Origin of the sequence: Ahrensia kielensis DSM 5890 (assembly GCF_000374465.1) — a bacterium.
GTDB lineage: Bacteria > Pseudomonadota > Alphaproteobacteria > Rhizobiales > Rhizobiaceae > Ahrensia > Ahrensia kielensis.
Genome location: NZ_KB894533.1, coordinates 45,812 through 65,821, shown reverse-complemented (window position 1 = coordinate 65,821; position 20,010 = coordinate 45,812). Strand labels below are relative to the sequence as shown.

The window sequence follows — 20,010 nt, the reverse complement described above, 5'->3', positions numbered from 1 at the left end:
ATGCCACTGGATAATCCTATGTTTGATCGCATTGCTTTAATTGGCATTGGCTTGATCGGCTCGTCTTTGGCGCGCGTGATTGAGCGGGAGAAGATTGCGGCCAACGTCGCTGTCTCAACCCGCAGTGAAAAAACGCTAAAGCGCGCAGAAGAATTGCGCCTTGGTACGCATTACACAATGGATGCAGCCGAAGCGGTAAAAGATGCAGATCTTGTGATTATATCTGTGCCCGTTGGCGCATCGGGTGCGGTCGCCGCACAAATTGCCTCGTCGCTAAAACCGGGTGCAATAGTCACGGATGTCGGATCAACAAAAGCCTCTGTTATTCGCCAGATGAAACCTGAATTGCCAAGCAATGTGCATTTCATTGCAGGCCATCCCGTCGCAGGTACGGAATATTCAGGTCCCGACGCTGGCTTTGCGAGCTTGTTTGAAGGCCGCTGGTGTATTTTAACGCCTGACGAAGACACGAACCCAGAAGCATTGCAAAAGCTTAGCGCCTTTTGGACGGCATGCGGTTCTGATGTTCAAACAATGGACGCTGTTCATCACGATCAGGTATTGGCGCTTGTCTCGCACCTGCCCCAGCTCATCAGTTACAATATTGTTGGCACAGCATCTGATTTTGAAACGGTCTCACAAGCCGATGTCATCAAATATTCAGCATCTGGCTTTCGTGATTTTACCCGCCTTGCGGCATCCGACCCAACAATGTGGCGCGATGTCTGCCTGCACAATAAAGACGCTATCTTGGAAATGCTTGCCCGTTTTTCAGAGGATCTATCCTCCATGCGCGCAAGTATTCGCCGCGGTGACGGGGATGCTCTGTTTGAGCTATTCACCAAAACGCGCTCCATCCGCCGCTCTATTATTGAAGCAGGTCAGGATGTCGATACACCAAACTTTGGCCGCACACCGCACAAGGATTAACAAAGAGGCGTTAAAGCGGCTTGAGCTTGCCAAGTGGAATAAAGCCAAGCCTGATCTGGCTCTTTGTAATTGAAAGAGTCATCTCAACCTCATCGTTTTTTTCGCCGCTGCGCGGCTGTCCCGCAGCAAAAGCCGAAAGCATAGGCGCGATATTTGGCAGCGCCTTACCAATCAGGCTGGAAACTGCATCCACATCAATAATGCGTAACGTAAGCTCACCATCGATCAGCCCTTGATTATCGACCTTCAAAGGGCCGCTGAGTAATATGCCTTGATCATCGCTGAGCAGAACACCAATCCGCCGCACATCCAAGTCCGTGCCGCGCAACTGCAAAGCATTTGACGCCAAAAGCGTTGCCCCGTCTTTTACCGTTGCATCAAAATCCAGTCCAAGCGGTGGTAGATTTTCTATTTGAGCAATTGTGTTTTTAATCGACAATTCCTGCGCGCGGCCAGCAAGATCCAGATCATTGCCATTAATCCGCATATGGCTTTCAAGACCGATTGCAGCAATGCGCGGTGCATCATCGCTCTGTTCGATGCGCACATCTTTGCCAACAATCGAAACATGCTGCGGCAAAGGGTTTGTCGCCACAAAAGAACTGCGCATCGATGACCAGCTCACCTTAATATCTTGCGCCATGGAAGGTTGCTCAATGACAAGCGGCCCATCCAACTCACCGATTATCTTGCGTGGATCATAGAACTGCGCAGCAGAACGAAAGGCACCAGCCTTAATGATGAGGGCGTTATTCTTCTCATCATTGTACGAAACTGAATCGCAAAAAACGCCAAACCGAAATGGATATCCGCGCACAATCCGGTTGTCGCACTCAACAACATTGCCCTTGGCAGCCTGCACACTGATCAGCTTTCCGGTAGCTTCGTCAATTTTACCCGCAACAAAATACCACCCAGCCGTTGCAGCCACGATCAAAAAGACCGAAAAGGCAGACAAGAACTGAATACGCCGCTTTGCATTATAGGGCTTTTTTGCGTTATCGCTGGACATGACTTCTCCATTTGCAGTTACGCATAAATACGATTGAAAGTTGGATGAATTATGAACGATCTATGGGTGTTCGGCTATGCCTCTTTAATGTGGAAGCCCGGTTTTAAATTTACCGAAAAACGCCGCGCCAGATTATCAGGCTACCACCGCTCGCTATGCATCACGTCTTGGGAACATCGTGGCACGCGTGAACGCCCTGGCCTTGTGATGGGGCTCGACAATGGCGGCGCCTGTGTTGGCTTAGCATTCAAAGTTGCGCCAAATGACAAAGATAACGTCATAGCCTATTTACGCGAACGCGAGCTTGTCACGAATGTTTATCTCGAACGAATGGGCAAACTCACATTAGATGACGGTGAGCGTGTAGACGGCCTCATCTATGTCGCCGACCATCGCCACGAACAATATGCAGGACGGCTATCGGTTGAAGATGCCGTTGAGCGCGTTTGTGGTGCAGCCGGCGGCATGGGGCCAAACGAAGACTATGTGCTAAACACCGCTGACCATGTAAAAAGCTTGGGCATTAAAGACCATTGGTTGCAAGCTGTTGCCGATAATATCAGGAAGCGCTCTTCTTAAGTTCAACAATGCGCGCCTCCGCGATAGGGGGGAATGGCGGTGGATTTGGCCCATCATAAACCTCCAGCAACAAACGGTCACAAGCCTCTTCCGTAGACGATATCAATGCAGCCATAAATTCACGGCGCGATAGGCCAGGCGGTATCGGTTTTAGGATTTCAACTTTGATTGTGCCCGGGAACCGTAAAAACTTACGGCGCGGCCAAAACAGGCCTGCAACATGGGCAATCGGCACCACTGGCACATTTAAATTTTCATAAAGATGGAAAATGCCGGCCTTATAGGCTGGCTCTGCACCTGGCGGGCGACGCGTACCTTCAGGATAAATGACAATCTGGCGACCATCTTTAATCGCCTCTCCAGCCCCCTTGTTGATCGATTTAATCGCAGTCTCGCGGCTTCCACGATCAATACCGATCATTTTCATGCGCATTAGAAACCACCCGAACAGTGGTATCCATTTTAGTTCACGTTTTAGAATATAAACTGGGTCCGGCCACCAAGGCACAAATGCAAATGTATCCCATGCGGACTGGTGTTTAGGCGCAAGAATATAGCCACCTTCCGGCATATTCTCAAATCCTGTCACCTCATGTTTTGTGCCGCAGATAACTTTCAAAAACCACAGATTCGAGCGTGCCCAAAAGCGCGGCACCCACCATGCATTTTTGCGTTCTCCAATAGAGAAAAACGGCAACAGCACAATCATATAGATCAGCGTGGAAAAGTAAAAAACGAAATTATATAATGCGGAACGAAGTGCAGTCACAAATAAGCCCAGACAGTTTTGCGATCAATATAGCTGTAAGTTACAGCTATTTGAATGTTAAGGTTGCGTCACTCTAGTACAAATGCAGTCATTATTTCAAAGCCGGAATTCGGCCATCCTGCAAGGCTGCCCGTAAAAAAGTTGCAACCAGCTTGCCATATTCAAGCAGCAAAACACGGTATTGGCCAATCCGCTCACCCATCGTAAACGGTCCCGAAGATCGGTTGCGTATCGCATAGGGCAATAATTCGACATCGCCTATCTCACGGCGAAGTTCCATTAAACTGCGCGGCATATGATAGTCATTTGTGACAACAAGCAGAGATTTATAATCTTTTGAAGCCGCCCAATGGGCCGTGCCCAATGCATTGCCAATGGTATCCAATGCATCTTGATCAATATCGATACAGCAGTTGAAAAGCTTGTCTTCGATATCAAGAGCATGCTTTAGCAATTGATCGTCGGTTTTGCGGTTAACACCAGAAATCAGCAGACGCTCACCGCGTTTTTCACGGAGCAATTGTATGGCTGGTTCCAACCGAGCAAAACCGCCCGTCAGCACAACAATTCCGTCGGCTGTCTCAACGCTTTGATTACGGGCATGCCGATCAACGCTTGTCAGAAAAACGCCAAAGCCTACGGTCAATAAAAGCACAGACAGCAGCAACAAAAAAGCGAACAGCCGTAGCAGTCGCCCCGTTACGCTGCGTTTCCTCGCCTCTACCATAATGTTTCGACTTGCACGGACATGCAATCATCCCACGCTGTTTCAACTTATTTTAATAAAGCTGAAATCAAGTATAGAACAGGTCAATTTTGGCCTTTATCCGATCAATCCAATGAAAACGGATGTTTTATATCAATAAGATTGACGCGACGGGTCTGCGCGTTGCTCATCGATCTCATAAATCGTGCGCACAACGGTTAATCTTGCCGTTATTGTCGTGAGAGCCGCAACCAACGCAATGACAAAAAACGTGCCTATGAAAATGCCCATCCCGATGGAAAAATCACCGAACAGAACAGCGACCTGCACGCCCTCAGCAGTGGTTAAATTGCGCTGTGCCCAAAATTGAAAAATAAGGAACATTGCGATCGCAGCGCCGCCGCCAATCAACGCACCGCGAAGGCCAATCCAGAAGAACCGGCGTTGAAATTGACCCGCGATAAAATTGGCGCGTGCGCCAACAAAATGCAGCACTTCAATAATAATATGATTGCTCGCTAATGCGCCGCGCGTGGCAAAAACAACGGTCAGAACCAACGCGGTTAAAACGAGCAAAAGAATAGCAACGCCCACATAGGTTGTTGTGTTTGCCATCGACACAAGCCTGTCTACCCATGCCCTATGGTCATCCAATGTAGCATTCGGAATAGCCTCATTAATCGCTGTACCAATTGCTTTAAAGTCTGGCGGGTTACGTTCATCAATCCGAATGACCACCAGCCGCGGGACCGGCAACTCGCTTAAATTTATATCCTTGCCAAGCCATGGCTCTAGTAAAGTGGCCGTTTGTGACAGCCCAATGATACGCGCATCGGTAACACCGTCAAAACTTGCTGCAATCGCCTGCGCTTCCACCAATGCCGTTTCTATATCGAAATCACGTGCTGGGCGTATTTGAACTGTGGCCTCACGGGAAATTTGGCTTTGCCATGACGACGCGCTTTTATCGATCATCAAAACAGCACCAACCGTTAGGCATGCCAAAAATGACATAATCGCAATAACAAGCGACAATGCCTGCCCTGCAATATTGGAGGGCGGTACAATCGGGGTAGGTTTCACAGAATGTTCTGCTTCCGCATTCACAGGAGTATCAGCCATAAATATCCAAATGCGAATTGTTGAGGATCATTCTTCGCGCATCAACCTGTTCCATCAAGCCAAGATCATGCGTGGCAACAACAACCGCTGTGCCAGAACGATTAAGTTCAAGGAAAAGACGCAGCAGACGCCGTGCCATATGCGGATCAACATTGCCCGTTGGTTCATCGGCCAAAAGAACTTCCGGTTGATCAATCAGCGCACGCGCAATGGCAACACGCTGTTTTTCACCGCCGGATAAAACTGGCGGCAATGCATGTAATTTATCGCCCAGCCCAACCCAGTTCAACAAATCGCTAACATCGCTGCGAAAACCACTTTCGTCCTTGCCCCGCACCCGCAAAGGCAGCGCGACATTTTCATATGTTGTCATATGGTCGAGCAGTCTAAAATCTTGGAACACAACACCTATACGGCGACGCATAATTGGCAATTCGTGACGTTCAATCGTCGCAATATCACGGCCAAACATGCTTATCGAACCGCGTGTCGGGCGCAACGACATGAACAAAAGCCGAAGCAAGCTTGTTTTGCCAGCCCCCGAAGGGCCGGTTAAAAACTGGAACGAACGCTCTGGAATTTCAAAAGAAACATCCCTTAGGACTTCCGTTTCCATGCCATAGCGCAATCCAACATTTTCAAACTTGATCACGCTGCCCACTGCCCCGAATCATCGAAAATCTGCATCTTTTCACTAACACAGCTTGCCTTCACCTCAACATGTAAAACCGATAAACTGCCATTCAGCACGTCAAACGGAAACCAACAATTAACCATGTTTGCTCCATAAGATTGGGCTTGGACGTCAGGAAACACTTTAATGACCAATAAAGAAGATGCAATTGATGTCGAATTTGAGACCGTTCAAAAAGATGGCGCTCAGCCGGAAAAAAAGCCAACATCAGCGAACATAAAAGAAGATAATGCTGACAATGACGAGCAGCTTGCGGTGTTTGGCAAAATGCCGAACAAGAAAAAGCAAAGCGGCATGTCGCTGCCGATGTTCACGCTTGTCGCTGCGGTTTGTTCTGTCACCGCCTTTTATCTTGCCGGTGGTCATGTTCTATTTGAAAACGCGCAACCCACTATCGTTCAGCCAGAAATCCAGCCCCTTTTGCAATTTCAAAATATCAGCACAAACCGCCTCGCACGCGATGGCAGTGATGTTTTGACCATCGAAGCAACCATTATAAACAACGATAAAGTCGCTCGTGTTTTACCGCCTGTTATCGTTCATATCGGCGATGATCCCACAAAGCGGCGCATGTTTCGCATTAATCGCGGTGAAACCCTTAACCCTGGCGAGCGGTTGATGTTTACAAACAGCCTCCCCGTTGGCAAAGGTAACTCAGATAAAGCTGAACTTACATTTGCGGAATAGATAATGCCGATTGTGCGCAACAAGAATATCGACGTCCTTTTTCCTGCCTCTGCAATTGCAGTGCGGCACCTTGAGCTTGCGCGCGAAATCGCCGCCCACAATTATAAAGACCTGCTGGTGATTTCGATTCTCAAAGGATCATTCATTTTCGCAGCTGATCTTGTGCGCGCGATGCATGATGTTGGCCTTGAACCCGAAGTAGAGTTCATGATGCTCTCAACCTATGGCAAAGGCACTGAGGCGGGCGAAACCAAATTGGTGCGCGATATCGAAAGCTCCGTTGAGGGCCGCGATGTTCTGCTGGTTGATGATATTCTTGAATCAGGCACAACTCTAACTTTCGCGCGTGATTTAATGATGAGCCGCGGAGCAAATTCCGTGTCCTTTGCGGTACTTCTCGACAAACGCGTTAAACGTAAAGCCGCAACACCGCTCAACGCTGATTTTATCGGCTTTGAGTGTCCCGATCATTTTGTTGTCGGATACGGCATGGATGTTGCCCATGCATTTCGCGAATTACCATTTGTAGGCATTGTCACAGGAGATGCCTGAATGAGCACAGTGCTGGTAGTTGATGATGACGCCTCTGTTCGCACATTCACAGCGCGTGCGCTGATGCTTGACGGACATGATGTTGATCAAGCCGATGACGGCGATGTCGCGCTGGAGATGATCATCGAAAAAAACGGTGCATATGATCTGGTTCTGTCTGACATTCGCATGCCCGCAATGGACGGCATCGAAATGGCCAAAACCGCGGTTAAAGATTTTCCCGATCTGAAAATATTGCTCATGACCGGATTTGCCGAACAGCGTGAACGTGCGTCCGATCTTTCCAAGATCATCATTGATGTCGTGCCAAAGCCGTTTTCACTTGCCGATATTCGCCAAGCGGTCAAAGCGGCGCTGGAAACGGATCGACCTTAATTCAGGTCGAGCAACCGTTCCAGATAATCTTTTTCAAGCTGCTGCAAAGCACCGTTACCAAGGCGCTTCCTAATCGCCTCTAAGATTTCGCGTGCACGGCGCACATCAATTTCATCAGGCACTTTGACATCATCACCAAAATCAGGGCCGGATGAACGTTGCGGGCGGCCAAGCGGATCACGACCTTGCGCCTTGCTCTGACCGCCAGGCTCGCTAGATGAACCTTGGCCTTGTTGCGCTTGCTGTTCCATTTGCTCCATCATGGATTGCGCACCACGGCGCAGCGAATCCATCGCTTCGCCTTGATCGCTAAGCGCTTGATCGCCAGAACCTTCACCAAGCGCATCGCCAGCCTCACCCATAGAACGTTCGGCATCAGAAAATTCTTCGCCCGGATTAATGCCCATGCCTTCCAATCCTTCCATGAATTGGTTGAGCCTGTTCTGCAGCGCCTGCTGTCCGGGCTCCAAGCCCTCTATTCCCGCGCCGCCTTGCGCGCGCTGTTGGCCTTGCTGGCCTTGCTGTCCTTGTTCGCCTTCTTGCCTAGGTTGTTGCCCTTGCCCTGGCTGTTGCTGGCCTTCTTGAGAATTGCCAGGCTGCTGACCATCTGGTTGATCGCCTTGGCGTTGCTCACCTTCTTGTGCGCCATCCTCAGGCCGCTGGCTGCGCTGAAACGTGTCGTTCATCAGCTCTTGCTGTTTGCGCAAAATCTCGCCCAACTCATTCATTTGCTGCTGCGCTTGGTTCTGCTGGCCCTGTTGCCCTTGCTGTGGCTGCGCCATCTGAAGATTATTCATCATGTCGTTCAGCTGCGACAGCATATCCATTGCCTTATCGCGCGCGCCGGATTTGGCCATTTCTTCGAGGCGATCAAGCATTTCATCCAGACTTTGTTGGTCTAGTTGCTGCGCATTTTGTTGGCTTTGCTGATTTTGCGGATTGTTTTGGTTTTGGCGTGCAAACTCCTGCAAATATTCTTGCATCGCCTCACGTAGCTCATTCATTGCCTGTTCGATTTCTTCATCCGAAGCACCGCTTTCAAGCGCATCACGCAAAGCCTGCTGCGCATCTTTCAAACGCTTTTCGGCATCCGACAAACCACCATCTTCAATATTGCGTGCAACTTCCCACAAATAATCAACGACACCGCGCAAATCATCATCATTATTGGCATAGCGCAATCTTGATTTTGCCGTCGTAATTCCGAGAAAATGCACCGTATTATTGATCGTTTCTTCAGGGTAAAGCGTAAACAGATCGAGCATTTCATAAACCGCAACAGCACTATTGGCATTCAGCGCTAAAATGCGCCGTTGCTCGATAAGTGCACGTGCAAGCTTATTGGAAAAAGGCCTGCCCGGAAGGATCGCTTCGACCGTTTCACTATGGCCAGCTTGGCCCAGATCATCTTCGACCCGCAATTGAACATTTACCCGCGCCCCTGCCCAAGGATGCTCGGTTAAATCAACCGATGTTTTGGCTTTACCTTCATCGTTGCGGCGTGGCAGGCGCAGCGCAATATCAGGCGCTTCATAGAGCGGGCGTGCATCTTCGCTTTGCTCATCAAGCAATGTCACCAAAGCTTCGCCGCTCGCGATACGATAATCATCATGGGCAATATATTTTAGCGTCATCGCACCGTTCACAGCGCGTTCAACATCGCCGTCAAAAGCAACCTCTGGCGCCTTATCGTCGCTAATGGTCAGCGTCCATTGCTGCAAAACTTGCTCGCCGAGCGTTGGGCTTGCGTCAGCTTGCGGCAAAATGCTGAGCTGGCCGCTTTCCATTGCAACAACTTCAAACTGCCGTGCTTGCGCAGATTTGAGGCTCGAATCATCATCAAGAACATCGAGAACTGAACCCACACTAGGAAACGTCACTTGCTCGGCGCCCGTGCCGCCAGAAACCCGCACGACAATCTTGCTGCCTTCTGGTGCTGTAAATTCTTTGCGTTCCGCATTGATATCAGACGTCATGAAAATAGGTGCAACACCAGTATAAGATGGCGGCGTTACCCACGCATCAATGCGTGCCGCGATCACTTCTCCATTATTATGAGAGAAAAACACATCGCTAATGCGCCCGCCCTTCGCGCCAAAAGAATAGGCAAAGGCAATAACAAGCAGAAGAGGCACCATTGCACGCAAAGCCCACGGGTCGCGCTCAGGAATATCCGTGCGCGCTTTTACGCCCTGAACATCACTAATTTGGCCAGCGAGTTTCCTCTGATGCAATGCCCAAAGCGTTCTAGCAAAATCATCCGTACCAATCGCCAGAGGATCGCCTTGCACCGTAATCGGCTGGTGCAATAGCCTATTGTCGCGCTCAAGCCGACGATCAATTTCATCCCCTGTCGGCATTTTGAATTTTCGAAGTGCCGAAAGACTTGCCAATGCGGCTAGGGTAAAGACAAGGCCGATAAAAATACGGGTTAAGTCGCCCACCGAACGAAACAGGCCGAACCACGAAACAATCAGAAAAAGACCGACAACCAAAACAAGCGGCAATGCCGCTGGTGCTAATTGTTCAAACGCAAGCGAAAAACGGCTCCACAGCCGCGCACCGCGCAGCTTTTGAGCTGCTTCGCCCCAGTTTTGCTGACTTGGAGATTGCTTCGCCATGCGTCCTCTCGCTCGATTTTTAACAAAGATAGCAGAGAAAGCGGCAAAGACGAGGCTACTCGTTCATTTAGACAATAAAAACCGGTAACTCTTTTGTCACCAGCAGGTAAATGGCCTTAAATCCAGTCTGGCATACTATCCAGCGCAATCAATTCTTCATATGTTTTGCGTGGCCGCACGACATGGAACTGATCATCATTGACCATAACTTCCGGCACCAAAAGCCGTGAATTATACGTTCCTGCTTGCACCGCGCCATAAGCACCAGCCGAGCCAACAGCGATCAGATCGCCTGCTTCAAACATTGGCAAATTACGCTCCTGCGCGATAAAATCGCCAGATTCGCAAACAGGGCCAACAATATCAGCGATGAAATGTTTGGCATCATCGGCAGGCCGTTTGACCGGAATAATCTCATGATAAGCTTCATAAAGCGTCGGGCGAATAAGATCGTTCATCGCCGCATCAACAATCACAAAATTCTTGTCTTCAGCCTGCTTCACATAGATCACTTCGCTTACGAGAATACCCGCATTGCCCGCGATCAGTCGGCCCGGCTCAAAAATCACCTGCACGCCCAAAGGTTTTACATGGCCTTTGACGATATTGGCATAAGCATCGGGCAGCGGCGGCGGTGCATTGTCGTTTTTATACGGAATGCCAAGGCCCCCGCCCAAATCAACATGCTCGATATCATGTCCATCACTGCGCAATTGCTCGACAAGCTCTGTCAAAAGGCCAAAAGCCTCATCAAACGGTTTCAAATCCGTGATTTGGCTACCGATATGCATATCGATACCAGCGACCTTCAAGCCCGGCAGCGCCCCTGCACGTTTGTAAACATCACGTGCCCGCGCAAAGGAAATGCCGAATTTATCGCCTTTTTTGCCCGTTGAAATCTTGTGATGCGTTTTGGCATCCACATCTGGATTAATCCGCAGCGATATCGGTGCAATTTTGCCAAGCGCGACAGCGCGCGCGGAAATCATCTCAAGTTCAGGCTCTGATTCCACATTGAAACAATGAATGCCTGCTTCAAGGGCAAAATCAATCTCGCGCGCCGTTTTGCCAACGCCGGAGAATAATATTTTAGAAGGCGGAATGCCGGCCGCGAGTGCACGGCGTAATTCGCCTTCCGATACAACATCAGCGCCAGAACCAAGCTTGGCCAATGTGGCAAGCACCGCCTGATTGGAGTTGGCTTTCATTGCATAGCAAACAAGCGCATCCACATCTTCAAACGCTTTAGTAAAGACGTTATAATGACGGCTTAGGGTCGCCGTTGAATAGCAATAAAATGGCGTGCCAACCTGCGCAGCAATATCTGTCACGGCTACGTTTTCGGCATATAAAACACCGTCTCTATATTCAAAATGGTTCACGGGTCTGCCTGATAGTTAGTTGAGAAGCGCGTCGAGCACGAAAGGCTTTTCTTCAACGCTCGGTTCTTGTGTTTCTTGGCCCGCAGGCTGCGAAACACTTGATGGCGGCGGCTCTAACGGCCCTGCACGCCCACAAGCCGCCAATACTGCCAGAAGCGACACCATTGTCATTGCATTTATAAGCTTTGACGCTTTCATTTCAGATCACCCAATCCAAACCGCTAAAGTCACTTTTTCCGCTTCTTTCATAAAGCGGAACGTTGTCATTTGCACCCTGCAAATATCACTTATTTAGAGCGCTTTTCCATGCGCTTAATCCAATAGCGAATTTGCTTTTTAACTTGCGCAGGTGCCGTGCCGCCGAAACTTGTGCGGCTGGCAACAGATTTTTTTACTGTCAGCACGGAAAACACATCTTCGGTGATGGATGGGTTGATACTTTGCAACTCTTCCAAGGTGAGCTTTTCAAGCGGCACATTTTTCTTCACCGCAAGCGCTACCGCTGTGCCTGTCACATGGTGCGCATCGCGGAACGGCATATTGATTTCGCGCACGCACCAATCGGCAAGATCGGTTGCAATCGAATAGCCAGAACCTGCAGCTTTGCGCATCGCAGCTTCATTAACAGTTAGATCAGAGATCATGCCCGTCATGGCAGCCAGCGCCAATTCCAATGATTCGGCAGCATCAAAGACCTGCTCTTTATCTTCTTGCATGTCTTTAGAATAAGACAGCGGAAGACCCTTCATCACCGTCAAAAGGCTAACAAGCGCACCATTGATACGGCCAACTTTTGCGCGAACCAGTTCGGCAGCATCAGGGTTTTTCTTTTGCGGCATAATAGATGAGCCGGTCGAAAAGCTGTCAGACAAGGTTACAAAGCCAAATTGCGGCGTTGACCAAATGACGATTTCTTCTGCAAGCCGCGATAGATGCGTTGCGCAGATAGATGAAAGCGACAGCATTTCTAATGCAAAATCACGGTCAGATACGGTGTCGAGCGAGTTACGTGTCGGCTCGCGAAAACCAAGCGCCTTGCTTGTCATATGGCGGTCAATCGGAAAGCCTGTTCCAGCAAGCGCCGCAGCGCCAAGCGGGTTTTCATCAAGACGCTCTAGCGCATCATCAACACGGCTAAGATCGCGGCCAAACATTTCCACATAGGCCATGCAATGATGACCAAATGTTACCGGTTGCGCTGTCTGCAAATGCGTAAAGCCGGGCATCACTGTGCTTGCATGTTCTTCCGCACGAACCAAAAAAGCACCAATAAGGTTTTCTAAAAGCCCTGCGGTCTTTTGCAATTCAGCTTTGACCCATAGTCTAAAATCTAGCGCAACTTGGTCATTGCGTGAGCGCGCAGTGTGCAAGCGACCTGCCGCATCACCGATCAAATCACGCAAGCGCGATTCAACATTCATATGAATATCTTCAAGCGCACGGGAAAATTCGAATTTGCCCGCTTCGATCTCTGACAAGATCGTGTTCAATCCGTGAATAATCTTGTCGCGATCTTCCACCGTGATTATGTCACATTCCGCCAGCATGGTCGCATGTGCGATTGAACCGGCAATATCCTGCGCGTAGAGCTTTTTATCAAAACCAATGGAAGCATTGATCTCTTCCATAATCGCAGCAGGGCCAGACGCAAAACGGCCGCCCCACATCGAGTTTGATTTATCAAGCTTGGTTTTGTCGGATTTGGAATTGGAAGATTGAGACATGAAACGGACTAACCCTGACAGCAAATTGATTACAAGACGCGGTGCTTTGTCGCTTGGCGTTTCCGCGCTGACAATCGGCACGCTTGGCATATACGGGTGTAGTGACACATCTGGCAATGCCTCTAGCGGCTTGTCTGACGCACTAAAGGCCAAAATTGCGCCCCTTTTGGTCGGTGATATCGCCGCAATGGCCATTCGCGACAACGCTGACGACCTGTCTGAGCTCACATTTAATGGACCAGGCGGCAAGCCTATGAAAATGTCAGATGCCAATGGCAAGTACCGATTGGTCAATCTTTGGGCAACATGGTGCGCACCTTGTCGGCACGAAATGCCGGCCCTAGACGCCCTTCAAAAAGCCAAAGGCGGCGATAAATTCGAAGTCATCGCCATTTCAGTTGATGGCGGCGGTGAAGAAAAACCCCGCGCTTTTTTTGATGAAATCGGGCTCACGAATCTCGGCTTCTATCATGACCCTTCAATCAACGTGTTCAATGCGCTCAAGAAGAAGTCGTTGGCACTTGGTTTGCCCGTAACACTTCTTTTGGATGAGAACAGCCGCGTTGTCGCCAATATGAACGGTCCAGCCGAATGGGCGAGCCCCGATGCTTTCAAGCTAATTGATGCGGTATCTGCGCTTTAAAAGCGCGAAAAGTTAACAAAAACGGCCAAATCAGTCTCCACTTCTGGCTTTCAGCACTCTCAATAGTGCCTCGCGCACTGCGCTTGGCACTATATGTCGTGAGAACAAAACAGGAATATCGCTCAAGGGCTGATTCGACCCCGATTCGTTCTACCCACGTTCTGAAAGTTAACAAAAATCGAGGTAAATCAACGATTTATGGTTAACAAAACCTTTATAAAATATTTCAAATTTAAGACCTTAACGCGCCGTAAATAAGCCATTGAGGTTTTGTTTACTTTCCTTAACGGGACAATGTCATTTTTAGCGATAAGACGATTCCAGCGATCAACATATAGAGGCCTGATCTAAAAATCCGCACTATATAGCCATGAACAAAACAAGAATTATGATTCCTTGCCGATTCGTCAGCGATTCGTTCCACAATGGTTCCAAAACTTAACAAAAGTCGATTTTCATTCGCAATTTGAGCATCTTTATCGCGCAACAACCTTTTATCGCGCCAAAACCATGCTAATGAAGCAGTTGCTTTAATCGTGCCTACCCACGGATTTCCCATGTATCGCCCTCAAGAATCGGTCGTTTTTTCTGGACATAGCGTCCAGGCCGTTTTGGGGCCAACCAATACCGGCAAAACCCACCTCGCTATCGAGCGCATGTGCGCACACAGAACAGGCATTATCGGCCTGCCTTTGCGCTTGCTTGCGCGTGAAGTTTACGGCCGCGTTTGCGAAAAGGTCGGCATTGATAATGTAGCTCTGGTAACAGGCGAAGAAAAAATCGTTCCAAAAGGCGCGCGCTATTCCGTTTGTACCGTTGAAGCGATGCCGCGCGATGCAAAAGTCGAATTTGTTGCCATTGATGAAGTGCAACTTGCCGGAGACTTCGAGCGCGGCCATATTTTTACCGACCGCATATTAAATATTCGCGGCATTGAAGAAACATTGCTGCTAGGGGCAGCAACCGCAGCGCCCATCTTGCAAAAATTATTGCCGGGCCTTTCCATCATTACCCGCCCGCGCATGTCACATTTGGCCTATGCAGGCTCTAAAAAGATCACGCGGCTACCGCGCCGATCAGCCATTGTGGCATTTTCAGCCGACGAAGTTTACGCCATTGCAGAGTTGATTCGCAGACAACGCGGCGGTGCCGCCGTTGTGATGGGTTCATTATCACCGCGTACACGCAATGCGCAGGTTGAACTCTACCAAAACGGCGATGTTGATTACCTTGTCGCAACCGATGCGATTGGCATGGGCCTTAATTTAGATGTCGATCATGTTGCCTTTGCCCAAACGCGCAAATTTGACGGCCACCAGTTTCGCGATCTCAATCCAGCGGAAATGGGACAGATCGCCGGACGTGCCGGACGTCATCTGCGCGATGGCACCTTCGGTGTTTCCGGGCAGGTTGCACCTCTTGATGAGGAATTGGTCGAGCGTATTGAAACCCATCAATTTGCAGCGCTGAGCGTATTACAATGGCGCACCCGCAATTTTGACTTTTCTTCAATTGATGCGCTCAAAGCGTCGCTTGATACATTGCCGAAAGTACAAGGCCTCACACGGGCACTACCGGCGGTCGATCAGCGCGCCCTTGAATTTCTATCACGCGACGTATCGGTGGTTGATATTTGCAAATCAGCAAAAGATGTCGAAACGCTGTGGGAAACCTGTTCACTGCCGGATTATCGCAAAATTGCACCCGCACAACATGCCGACATCATTTCCTCAATTTATGAGGATTTAATCAAAACAGGTCATGTGAACGAAGATTATATGGCCCAGCAGGTCAAGCGAGCCGACCGTACAGATGGTGAAATTGACACAATATCCCACCGGATCGCACAGATCCGAACATGGACATATGTGTCAAACAGGCCTAAATGGCTTGCCGATCCGCTACACTGGCAAGAAAAAACACGCGAAATCGAAGACAAACTCTCCGATGCGCTCCACGAAAGGTTGACGAAACGGTTTGTTGATCGCAGGACAAGCGTGCTCATGAAGCGACTAAGAGAGAACAACGAGATGGATGCTGAAATCAGCGCAGCCGGTGACGTCACTGTAGAAGGTCACCACGTAGGTCAATTGGATGGATTTCGGTTTACAGCCGATACCACGGCAGAAGGCGAGGATGCAAAAGCAATCCGCGCAGCTTCTGCAAAAGCATTGGCCAGTGAGTTTGAAACGCGCGCAGAGCGCTTTGGTGCAGCGCCCAATGGCGATCTGGCAATTTCCTCTGATGGAACATTGCGCTGGCTTGGCACGACCGTCGGCACATTAACATCCGGCGATGATTGGCTAAAGCCTCGGCTTATCCTTCTTGCCGACGAACAATTGACAGGTCCAGCACAAGACAAAGTGCGTGCACGCGCAGAGCGTTTTGTCGCCTTTCATATTGAAACACACCTCAAGCCACTCACAGACCTTCAAAAGGCTGACGAGCTATCTGGCATCGCACGTGGCATTGCATTCCGCTTGATCGAAGATCACGGCATTGTTGCGCGCCGCGAAATTGCTGATGAGATGAAAACGCTCGATCAGGATGGCCGTGCTGCACTACGCCGTTATGGCGTGCGTTTTGGCTTCTATCATGTTTTTGTGCCTGCCTTGCTTAAACCAGCACCAGCAGGACTGCTCACGCTTCTTTGGGCCTTAAGCAATGATGGCAAAGACAAAGATGGTTATGGCGAAATCATAACGCTACTGGCAAGCGGACGCACATCACTCGTCACAGACCCATCTTTTGATAAAGAATTCTACAAACTTTCAGGCTACCGTCTGCTCGGCCCCCGCGCCGTGCGCGTGGATATTTTGGAACGTTTGGCTGATCTTATTCGCCCAACGGTCTATTGGAAGCCGGGAACAGAATTGCCGGAAGGTGCTTACGGCGATGGCCGTTTTGTAATCACGCCTGCAATGTTGTCAATTCTTGGTGCGACCGCAGAAGACATGGAAGAAGTGCTAAAAGGACTTGGCTATCGCCATGAGCCAATCGATGCGCTTACAGCCAACCAGACGCTTGAGGCGCTTAAAACCCAGCACGGTCCAAAACAAGCCGAAGAAATGGCAGCTGAAGAGCCTAAGGCGGCTGAGTCTGCATCTCAAAGCGCTGAACCTGAACCAAAAACAGAGCCAAAAGCTGAACCTGAAGAGGCACCTAAGCCAGTTCTCGTTTGGCGTCAGGCACGCTTTGAACGTGCGCCAAATCGCGGCAAACCGGGTGAGCAACGCAAAGGCGGCAAGCCAAGCGGTGATCAAAAACCACGCCGTAAAGGCAAGCCAGGCGGCAAGAACAACCAACCTCAAAATGCAAAAGCATCGCCGCCGCGCAAAGAAAAGCCGATTGATCCAGATAGCCCCTTCGCTAAGCTTCAAGCATTGAAGCAACAGCTCGGCAAATAATGCGCGATAATGACGCCAAGACTGATGCGGGTACAAATAAAACAAGCCCTACCCGCATCCGTCTAGACAAATGGTTATTTTTCGCGCGCGTCATAAAATCACGCACTCTCGCTGCAAAATTTGTGAGTTCTGGCCATGTGCGAATTAATGGCGAAAAAACCACTCAACCAAGCCAGAATGTAAAGCCAGATGATGTGCTGACAATTTCATTGGAGCACAATATCAAAATTTACCGCATTATTGATTGCGGCACGCGGCGCGGCCCTGCGCCTGAGGCACAGCAGCTTTATGAAGATAATTCACCGCCGCCCCTTAAAAAACCTGATACTAAATTTGATGGGCTGGCAGCAAGAAGAGACCCCGGTGCAGGGCGTCCAACGAAAAAAGAACGTCGCGAATTGGACCGGCTGCGCAAAAACTAACTTATAATCTGTAAGCCTGCCACAAATCGCCGCGACGACACCTCTTGCACCGCAACAAGATTCCGCATAATCAGAGCGCGACTACGCTAATCCGGAGTGATAAATTGACCTATATCGTCATCGATAACTGCATCAAATGTAAATATATGGATTGCGTGGAAGTGTGTCCGGTCGATTGCTTTTACGAAGGCGACAATATGCTTGTCATCCATCCGGATGAATGCATTGACTGCGGTGTTTGCGAACCTGAATGTCCTGCAGAAGCAATCAAGCCGGATACAGAGCCGGGCCTTGATAGCTGGCTTAAGATAAATACCGAATATGCGGATAAATGGCCGAACATTACCATCAAGCGTGATGCGCCTGATGATGCAAAAGAGTTTGACGGCAAACCAAACAAGTTCGAGCAATACTTTTCGCCTGAACCTGGCCAAGGCGATTAAGCCTGTTTGATAGCTTACCCTAAGCCAGCTTGTTAACTATAGAATCGCCCTACTTTTCATGCTGCGGTGCACGATGTTGCAAGCCATTGAAAAACGCCAATTTTTGTGTTATACCTGTTGATAATGTCATTCTGCACAAAAATTTGTTGGTCCCAATTTTCACAAATCCAAGAATAAATATTCTTTGATTGGCTTTAGCGCGTTTAGCGTTGCCTGAGCCAACAAATATATTTTGTCGAATGACGTATGACAATAGCTTCGGCTGCAACCAATGGTCCGGTCACAATACCGGACGGGAGTACTGATTACATGGCAACTGCGCCCAAAAAAACATCTCAGCGTCAAGGTTTTAAAACAGGCGAATTTATTGTTTATCCAGCCCATGGTGTTGGACAAATCACAGTTATTGAAGAGCAAGAAGTTGCTGGCCTAACAATGGAACTCTTTGTCATCGAGTTTCATAAAGACAAAATGCGTTTGAAAGTGCCTGTGGCAAAAGCACTCACAATCGGCATGCGTAAACTTTCTGAGTCTGGTTTTGTTGATCGCGCTCTTAAAGTCACACAAGGCCGTGCCCGTGTAAAACGCACAATGTGGTCACGCCGCGCTCAAGAATATGATGCGAAAATCAACTCAGGTGACATTATTTCAATTGCTGAAGTTGTGCGCGATCTTTACCGTGCAGAAAACCAGCCTGAACAATCATATTCCGAGCGCCAGCTTTATGAACAAGCTTTGGACCGCATGGCACGTGAAATCATGGTCGTGAAGAAAATTTCTGACACAGAAGCCGTGCGTTTGATTGAAACAAACCTCAACAAAGGCCCGCGCCGTGGTGCAAAGGCTGAAGGCGAAGATGGGGAAGCTGAGGCTGCAACCCCAGCTGAAGGTTCTGAAAAAGCTGCATAAGCCATCTTTTTTCTGACATTTTTGAACGCCCGAAAACACCCAGTTTTCGGGCGTTTTTATTTTGGGTGGTGCTCAAAACCAGAAAAACAAGGCTTTTCTTCAATTAGAAATGAACCATTTTGCGTCTCACGCGTAATCCCTTTGTAACAAACGTTATTAAAGGAGTGCATCATGGAACCAGCCCGACGCGATATGGTTCGCACCGCAATGAATGCCCCCTATTTGGAACGCGGCGAAGAGCATGATCTGGCCGTTGCTTGGAAAGATAGCCAAGACCAAGAAGCACTCCACAAAATAACAACCGCCCATATGCGCCTTGTTATTTCCATGGCGTCAAAATTCAAAAATTTTGGCCTGCCGATGAGCGACCTCATTCAAGAAGGTTATGTCGGCTTGCTCGAAGCCGCAGCACGGTTTGAGCCAGAGCGCGAAGTGCGCTTTTCAACATACGCCACATGGTGGATCCGCGCTTCGATGCAAGATTACATTTTGCGCAATTGGTCAATCGTGCGCGGCGGCACAAGCTCAGCCCAAAAGTCATTATTCTTCAATTTAAGACGTCTGCGCGCAAAGCTAAGCCAAGGCGGTGATCTTCTCTCACAGCCTAGTCTATACGGCGAAATCAGCCAAGCACTTGGCGTTTCTGAAAAGGATGTCGCGCTGATGGATTCGCGCCTGTCTGGCCCTGATACATCCCTTCATGCGCCTGTAAGCGACGATGAAACAGGTTCAGCAACCCGCATGGATTTTCTGGTCGATGACCGTCCATTACAGGATGAGTTGGCAGAAGAAAGCATTGATACAGAGCGCCGCACATTATGGCTTCATGATGCCATGCATGTCCTCAATAAGCGTGAACGCAGGATCATCAGCAAAAGACGCTTGAGCGAAAAGGGCGCAACCCTTGAGGCATTAGGCGTTGAACTTGGCATTTCCAAAGAGCGTGTGCGTCAAATCGAAAATCGCGCACTAGAAAAAATGCGTTTTGAGCTTGAGAGTGATCGCCGCGCAATTCTAGCCAAATAATTAAAGC

The 20,010-nt window shown here is 49.3% G+C and carries 21 protein-coding genes; 11 read left to right on the top strand and 10 right to left on the bottom strand.

From position 1 onward, the window contains the following. Positions 1–18 precede the first annotated feature (18 nt). A complete protein-coding gene (locus C504_RS0115155; RefSeq protein WP_026317557.1) occupies positions 19–930 on the top strand; it encodes a prephenate/arogenate dehydrogenase family protein in 912 nt (303 codons plus the stop codon). A 10-nt stretch (positions 931–940) separates the two neighbouring features. Here the strand turns inward: C504_RS0115155 and C504_RS0115150 are convergent, their stop codons facing one another. Further along, positions 941–1,942: a DUF2125 domain-containing protein gene (locus C504_RS0115150; RefSeq protein WP_018690215.1), complete on the bottom strand. Its 1,002-nt coding sequence runs from the start codon at positions 1,940–1,942 to the stop codon at positions 941–943. A gap of 51 nt (positions 1,943–1,993) precedes the next feature. Here C504_RS0115150 and C504_RS0115145 point away from each other — a divergent pair, with 51 nt between their 5' ends. Next, positions 1,994–2,521, top strand: coding sequence for a gamma-glutamylcyclotransferase (locus C504_RS0115145; RefSeq protein ID WP_018690214.1), 528 nt, complete (start codon positions 1,994–1,996; stop codon positions 2,519–2,521). On the opposite strand, the gene C504_RS0115140 is transcribed toward C504_RS0115145, so the two are convergent. The 4 genes from C504_RS0115140 to ftsE form a co-directional block, all read right to left on the bottom strand. Beyond that, on the bottom strand, positions 2,502–3,230 hold the full coding sequence (locus C504_RS0115140; RefSeq protein WP_083923208.1) for a lysophospholipid acyltransferase family protein: 729 nt from the start codon (positions 3,228–3,230) through the stop codon (positions 2,502–2,504). The two genes, C504_RS0115145 and C504_RS0115140, sit on opposite strands and share 20 nt — an antisense overlap. A gap of 151 nt (positions 3,231–3,381) precedes the next feature. Beyond that, the gene (locus tag C504_RS18055; protein WP_041951782.1) at positions 3,382–4,017 is read right to left on the bottom strand and encodes a YdcF family protein; all 636 of its coding nucleotides are present in this window, start codon (positions 4,015–4,017) and stop codon (positions 3,382–3,384) included. A 132-nt stretch (positions 4,018–4,149) separates the two neighbouring features. Next, positions 4,150–5,118: a cell division protein FtsX gene (locus C504_RS0115130; RefSeq protein ID WP_018690211.1), complete on the bottom strand. Its 969-nt coding sequence runs from the start codon at positions 5,116–5,118 to the stop codon at positions 4,150–4,152. Continuing rightward, the gene (ftsE, locus tag C504_RS0115125; RefSeq protein WP_026317555.1) at positions 5,111–5,770 is read right to left on the bottom strand and encodes a cell division ATP-binding protein FtsE; all 660 of its coding nucleotides are present in this window, start codon (positions 5,768–5,770) and stop codon (positions 5,111–5,113) included. Before ftsE ends, C504_RS0115130 begins: the two co-directional genes overlap by 8 nt. A 168-nt stretch (positions 5,771–5,938) precedes the next feature. On the opposite strand from ftsE, the gene C504_RS0115115 reads away from it, so the two are divergent. The 3 genes from C504_RS0115115 to C504_RS0115105 are packed head-to-tail and all read left to right on the top strand — an operon-like array spanning position 5,939 to position 7,426. Continuing rightward, on the top strand, positions 5,939–6,499 hold the full coding sequence (locus C504_RS0115115) for a hypothetical protein (protein WP_018690208.1): 561 nt from the start codon (positions 5,939–5,941) through the stop codon (positions 6,497–6,499). Positions 6,500–6,502: 3 nt separating this feature from the next. After that, positions 6,503–7,051, top strand: a complete 549-nt coding sequence (gene hpt, locus C504_RS0115110; protein ID WP_018690207.1) for a hypoxanthine phosphoribosyltransferase — start codon at positions 6,503–6,505, stop codon at positions 7,049–7,051. Further along, positions 7,052–7,426: a response regulator gene (locus C504_RS0115105; protein ID WP_018690206.1), complete on the top strand. Its 375-nt coding sequence runs from the start codon at positions 7,052–7,054 to the stop codon at positions 7,424–7,426. It abuts the gene before it with no gap. Here C504_RS0115105 and C504_RS0115100 read toward each other — a convergent pair. The 4 genes from C504_RS0115100 to argH all read right to left on the bottom strand — a co-directional run bounded on the left by C504_RS0115100 (position 7,423) and on the right by argH (position 13,153). Continuing rightward, positions 7,423–10,047, bottom strand: coding sequence for a TIGR02302 family protein (locus tag C504_RS0115100; RefSeq protein ID WP_018690205.1), 2,625 nt, complete (start codon positions 10,045–10,047; stop codon positions 7,423–7,425). The genes C504_RS0115105 and C504_RS0115100 overlap by 4 nt on opposite strands. Before the next feature lie 116 nt (positions 10,048–10,163). Continuing rightward, positions 10,164–11,429 (bottom strand): diaminopimelate decarboxylase, encoded by a 1,266-nt coding sequence (gene lysA / locus C504_RS0115095; protein WP_018690204.1) that lies wholly within the window; start codon positions 11,427–11,429, stop codon positions 10,164–10,166. Positions 11,430–11,444: 15 nt separating this feature from the next. Next, positions 11,445–11,627, bottom strand: coding sequence for an LPS translocon maturation chaperone LptM (lptM, locus tag C504_RS0115090; RefSeq protein ID WP_018690203.1), 183 nt, complete (start codon positions 11,625–11,627; stop codon positions 11,445–11,447). Between the two features lie 89 nt (positions 11,628–11,716). Further along, a complete protein-coding gene (argH, locus tag C504_RS0115085; RefSeq protein ID WP_018690202.1) occupies positions 11,717–13,153 on the bottom strand; it encodes an argininosuccinate lyase in 1,437 nt (478 codons plus the stop codon). Here argH and tlpA point away from each other — a divergent pair. Then, positions 13,152–13,796, top strand: coding sequence for a thiol:disulfide interchange protein TlpA (gene tlpA, locus C504_RS0115080; protein WP_018690201.1), 645 nt, complete (start codon positions 13,152–13,154; stop codon positions 13,794–13,796). The two genes, argH and tlpA, sit on opposite strands and share 2 nt — an antisense overlap. A 283-nt stretch (positions 13,797–14,079) precedes the next feature. Here tlpA and C504_RS0115075 read toward each other — a convergent pair whose 3' ends face one another. Further along, positions 14,080–14,355 (bottom strand): hypothetical protein, encoded by a 276-nt coding sequence (locus C504_RS0115075; protein ID WP_018690200.1) that lies wholly within the window; start codon positions 14,353–14,355, stop codon positions 14,080–14,082. On the opposite strand from C504_RS0115075, the gene C504_RS0115070 reads away from it, so the two are divergent. From C504_RS0115070 to C504_RS0115040, 5 genes are all read left to right on the top strand, one after another. Continuing rightward, on the top strand, positions 14,354–17,203 hold the full coding sequence (locus C504_RS0115070; protein ID WP_018690199.1) for a helicase-related protein: 2,850 nt from the start codon (positions 14,354–14,356) through the stop codon (positions 17,201–17,203). The genes C504_RS0115075 and C504_RS0115070 overlap by 2 nt on opposite strands. Then, positions 17,203–17,625, top strand: coding sequence for an RNA-binding S4 domain-containing protein (locus C504_RS0115065; protein WP_018690198.1), 423 nt, complete (start codon positions 17,203–17,205; stop codon positions 17,623–17,625). The genes C504_RS0115070 and C504_RS0115065 overlap by 1 nt, the downstream gene beginning before the upstream one ends. A 104-nt stretch (positions 17,626–17,729) precedes the next feature. After that, positions 17,730–18,068, top strand: a complete 339-nt coding sequence (gene fdxA / locus C504_RS0115060) for a ferredoxin FdxA (RefSeq protein WP_026317553.1) — start codon at positions 17,730–17,732, stop codon at positions 18,066–18,068. 309 nt (positions 18,069–18,377) lie between these two features. Beyond that, entirely contained in the window at positions 18,378–18,977 is a 600-nt protein-coding gene (locus C504_RS0115050) for a CarD family transcriptional regulator (RefSeq protein ID WP_018690195.1), read from the top strand. A 171-nt stretch (positions 18,978–19,148) separates the two neighbouring features. Continuing rightward, complete coding sequence (locus tag C504_RS0115040; RefSeq protein WP_018690194.1) at positions 19,149–20,003, top strand: RNA polymerase factor sigma-32; 855 nt, start codon at positions 19,149–19,151, stop codon at positions 20,001–20,003. The last annotated feature ends 7 nt before the right edge of the window (positions 20,004–20,010 follow it).

Coding starts and splice junctions, on each gene's coding strand:
- C504_RS0115155 (WP_026317557.1), top strand. CDS start 19: ATGTTTGATCGCATTGCTTTAATTGGCATTGGCTTGATCGGCTCGTCT.
- C504_RS0115150 (WP_018690215.1), bottom strand. CDS start 1,942: ATGTCCAGCGATAACGCAAAAAAGCCCTATAATGCAAAGCGGCGTATT.
- C504_RS0115145 (WP_018690214.1), top strand. CDS start 1,994: ATGAACGATCTATGGGTGTTCGGCTATGCCTCTTTAATGTGGAAGCCC.
- C504_RS0115140 (WP_083923208.1), bottom strand. CDS start 3,230: ATGATTGTGCTGTTGCCGTTTTTCTCTATTGGAGAACGCAAAAATGCA.
- C504_RS18055 (WP_041951782.1), bottom strand. CDS start 4,017: ATGGTAGAGGCGAGGAAACGCAGCGTAACGGGGCGACTGCTACGGCTG.
- C504_RS0115130 (WP_018690211.1), bottom strand. CDS start 5,118: ATGGCTGATACTCCTGTGAATGCGGAAGCAGAACATTCTGTGAAACCT.
- C504_RS0115115 (WP_018690208.1), top strand. CDS start 5,939: ATGACCAATAAAGAAGATGCAATTGATGTCGAATTTGAGACCGTTCAA.
- hpt (WP_018690207.1), top strand. CDS start 6,503: ATGCCGATTGTGCGCAACAAGAATATCGACGTCCTTTTTCCTGCCTCT.
- C504_RS0115105 (WP_018690206.1), top strand. CDS start 7,052: ATGAGCACAGTGCTGGTAGTTGATGATGACGCCTCTGTTCGCACATTC.
- C504_RS0115100 (WP_018690205.1), bottom strand. CDS start 10,047: ATGGCGAAGCAATCTCCAAGTCAGCAAAACTGGGGCGAAGCAGCTCAA.
- lptM (WP_018690203.1), bottom strand. CDS start 11,627: ATGAAAGCGTCAAAGCTTATAAATGCAATGACAATGGTGTCGCTTCTG.
- tlpA (WP_018690201.1), top strand. CDS start 13,152: ATGAAACGGACTAACCCTGACAGCAAATTGATTACAAGACGCGGTGCT.
- argH (WP_018690202.1), bottom strand. CDS start 13,153: ATGTCTCAATCTTCCAATTCCAAATCCGACAAAACCAAGCTTGATAAA.
- C504_RS0115070 (WP_018690199.1), top strand. CDS start 14,354: ATGTATCGCCCTCAAGAATCGGTCGTTTTTTCTGGACATAGCGTCCAG.
- C504_RS0115075 (WP_018690200.1), bottom strand. CDS start 14,355: ATGGGAAATCCGTGGGTAGGCACGATTAAAGCAACTGCTTCATTAGCA.
- C504_RS0115065 (WP_018690198.1), top strand. CDS start 17,203: ATGCGCGATAATGACGCCAAGACTGATGCGGGTACAAATAAAACAAGC.
- C504_RS0115050 (WP_018690195.1), top strand. CDS start 18,378: ATGGCAACTGCGCCCAAAAAAACATCTCAGCGTCAAGGTTTTAAAACA.
- C504_RS0115040 (WP_018690194.1), top strand. CDS start 19,149: ATGGAACCAGCCCGACGCGATATGGTTCGCACCGCAATGAATGCCCCC.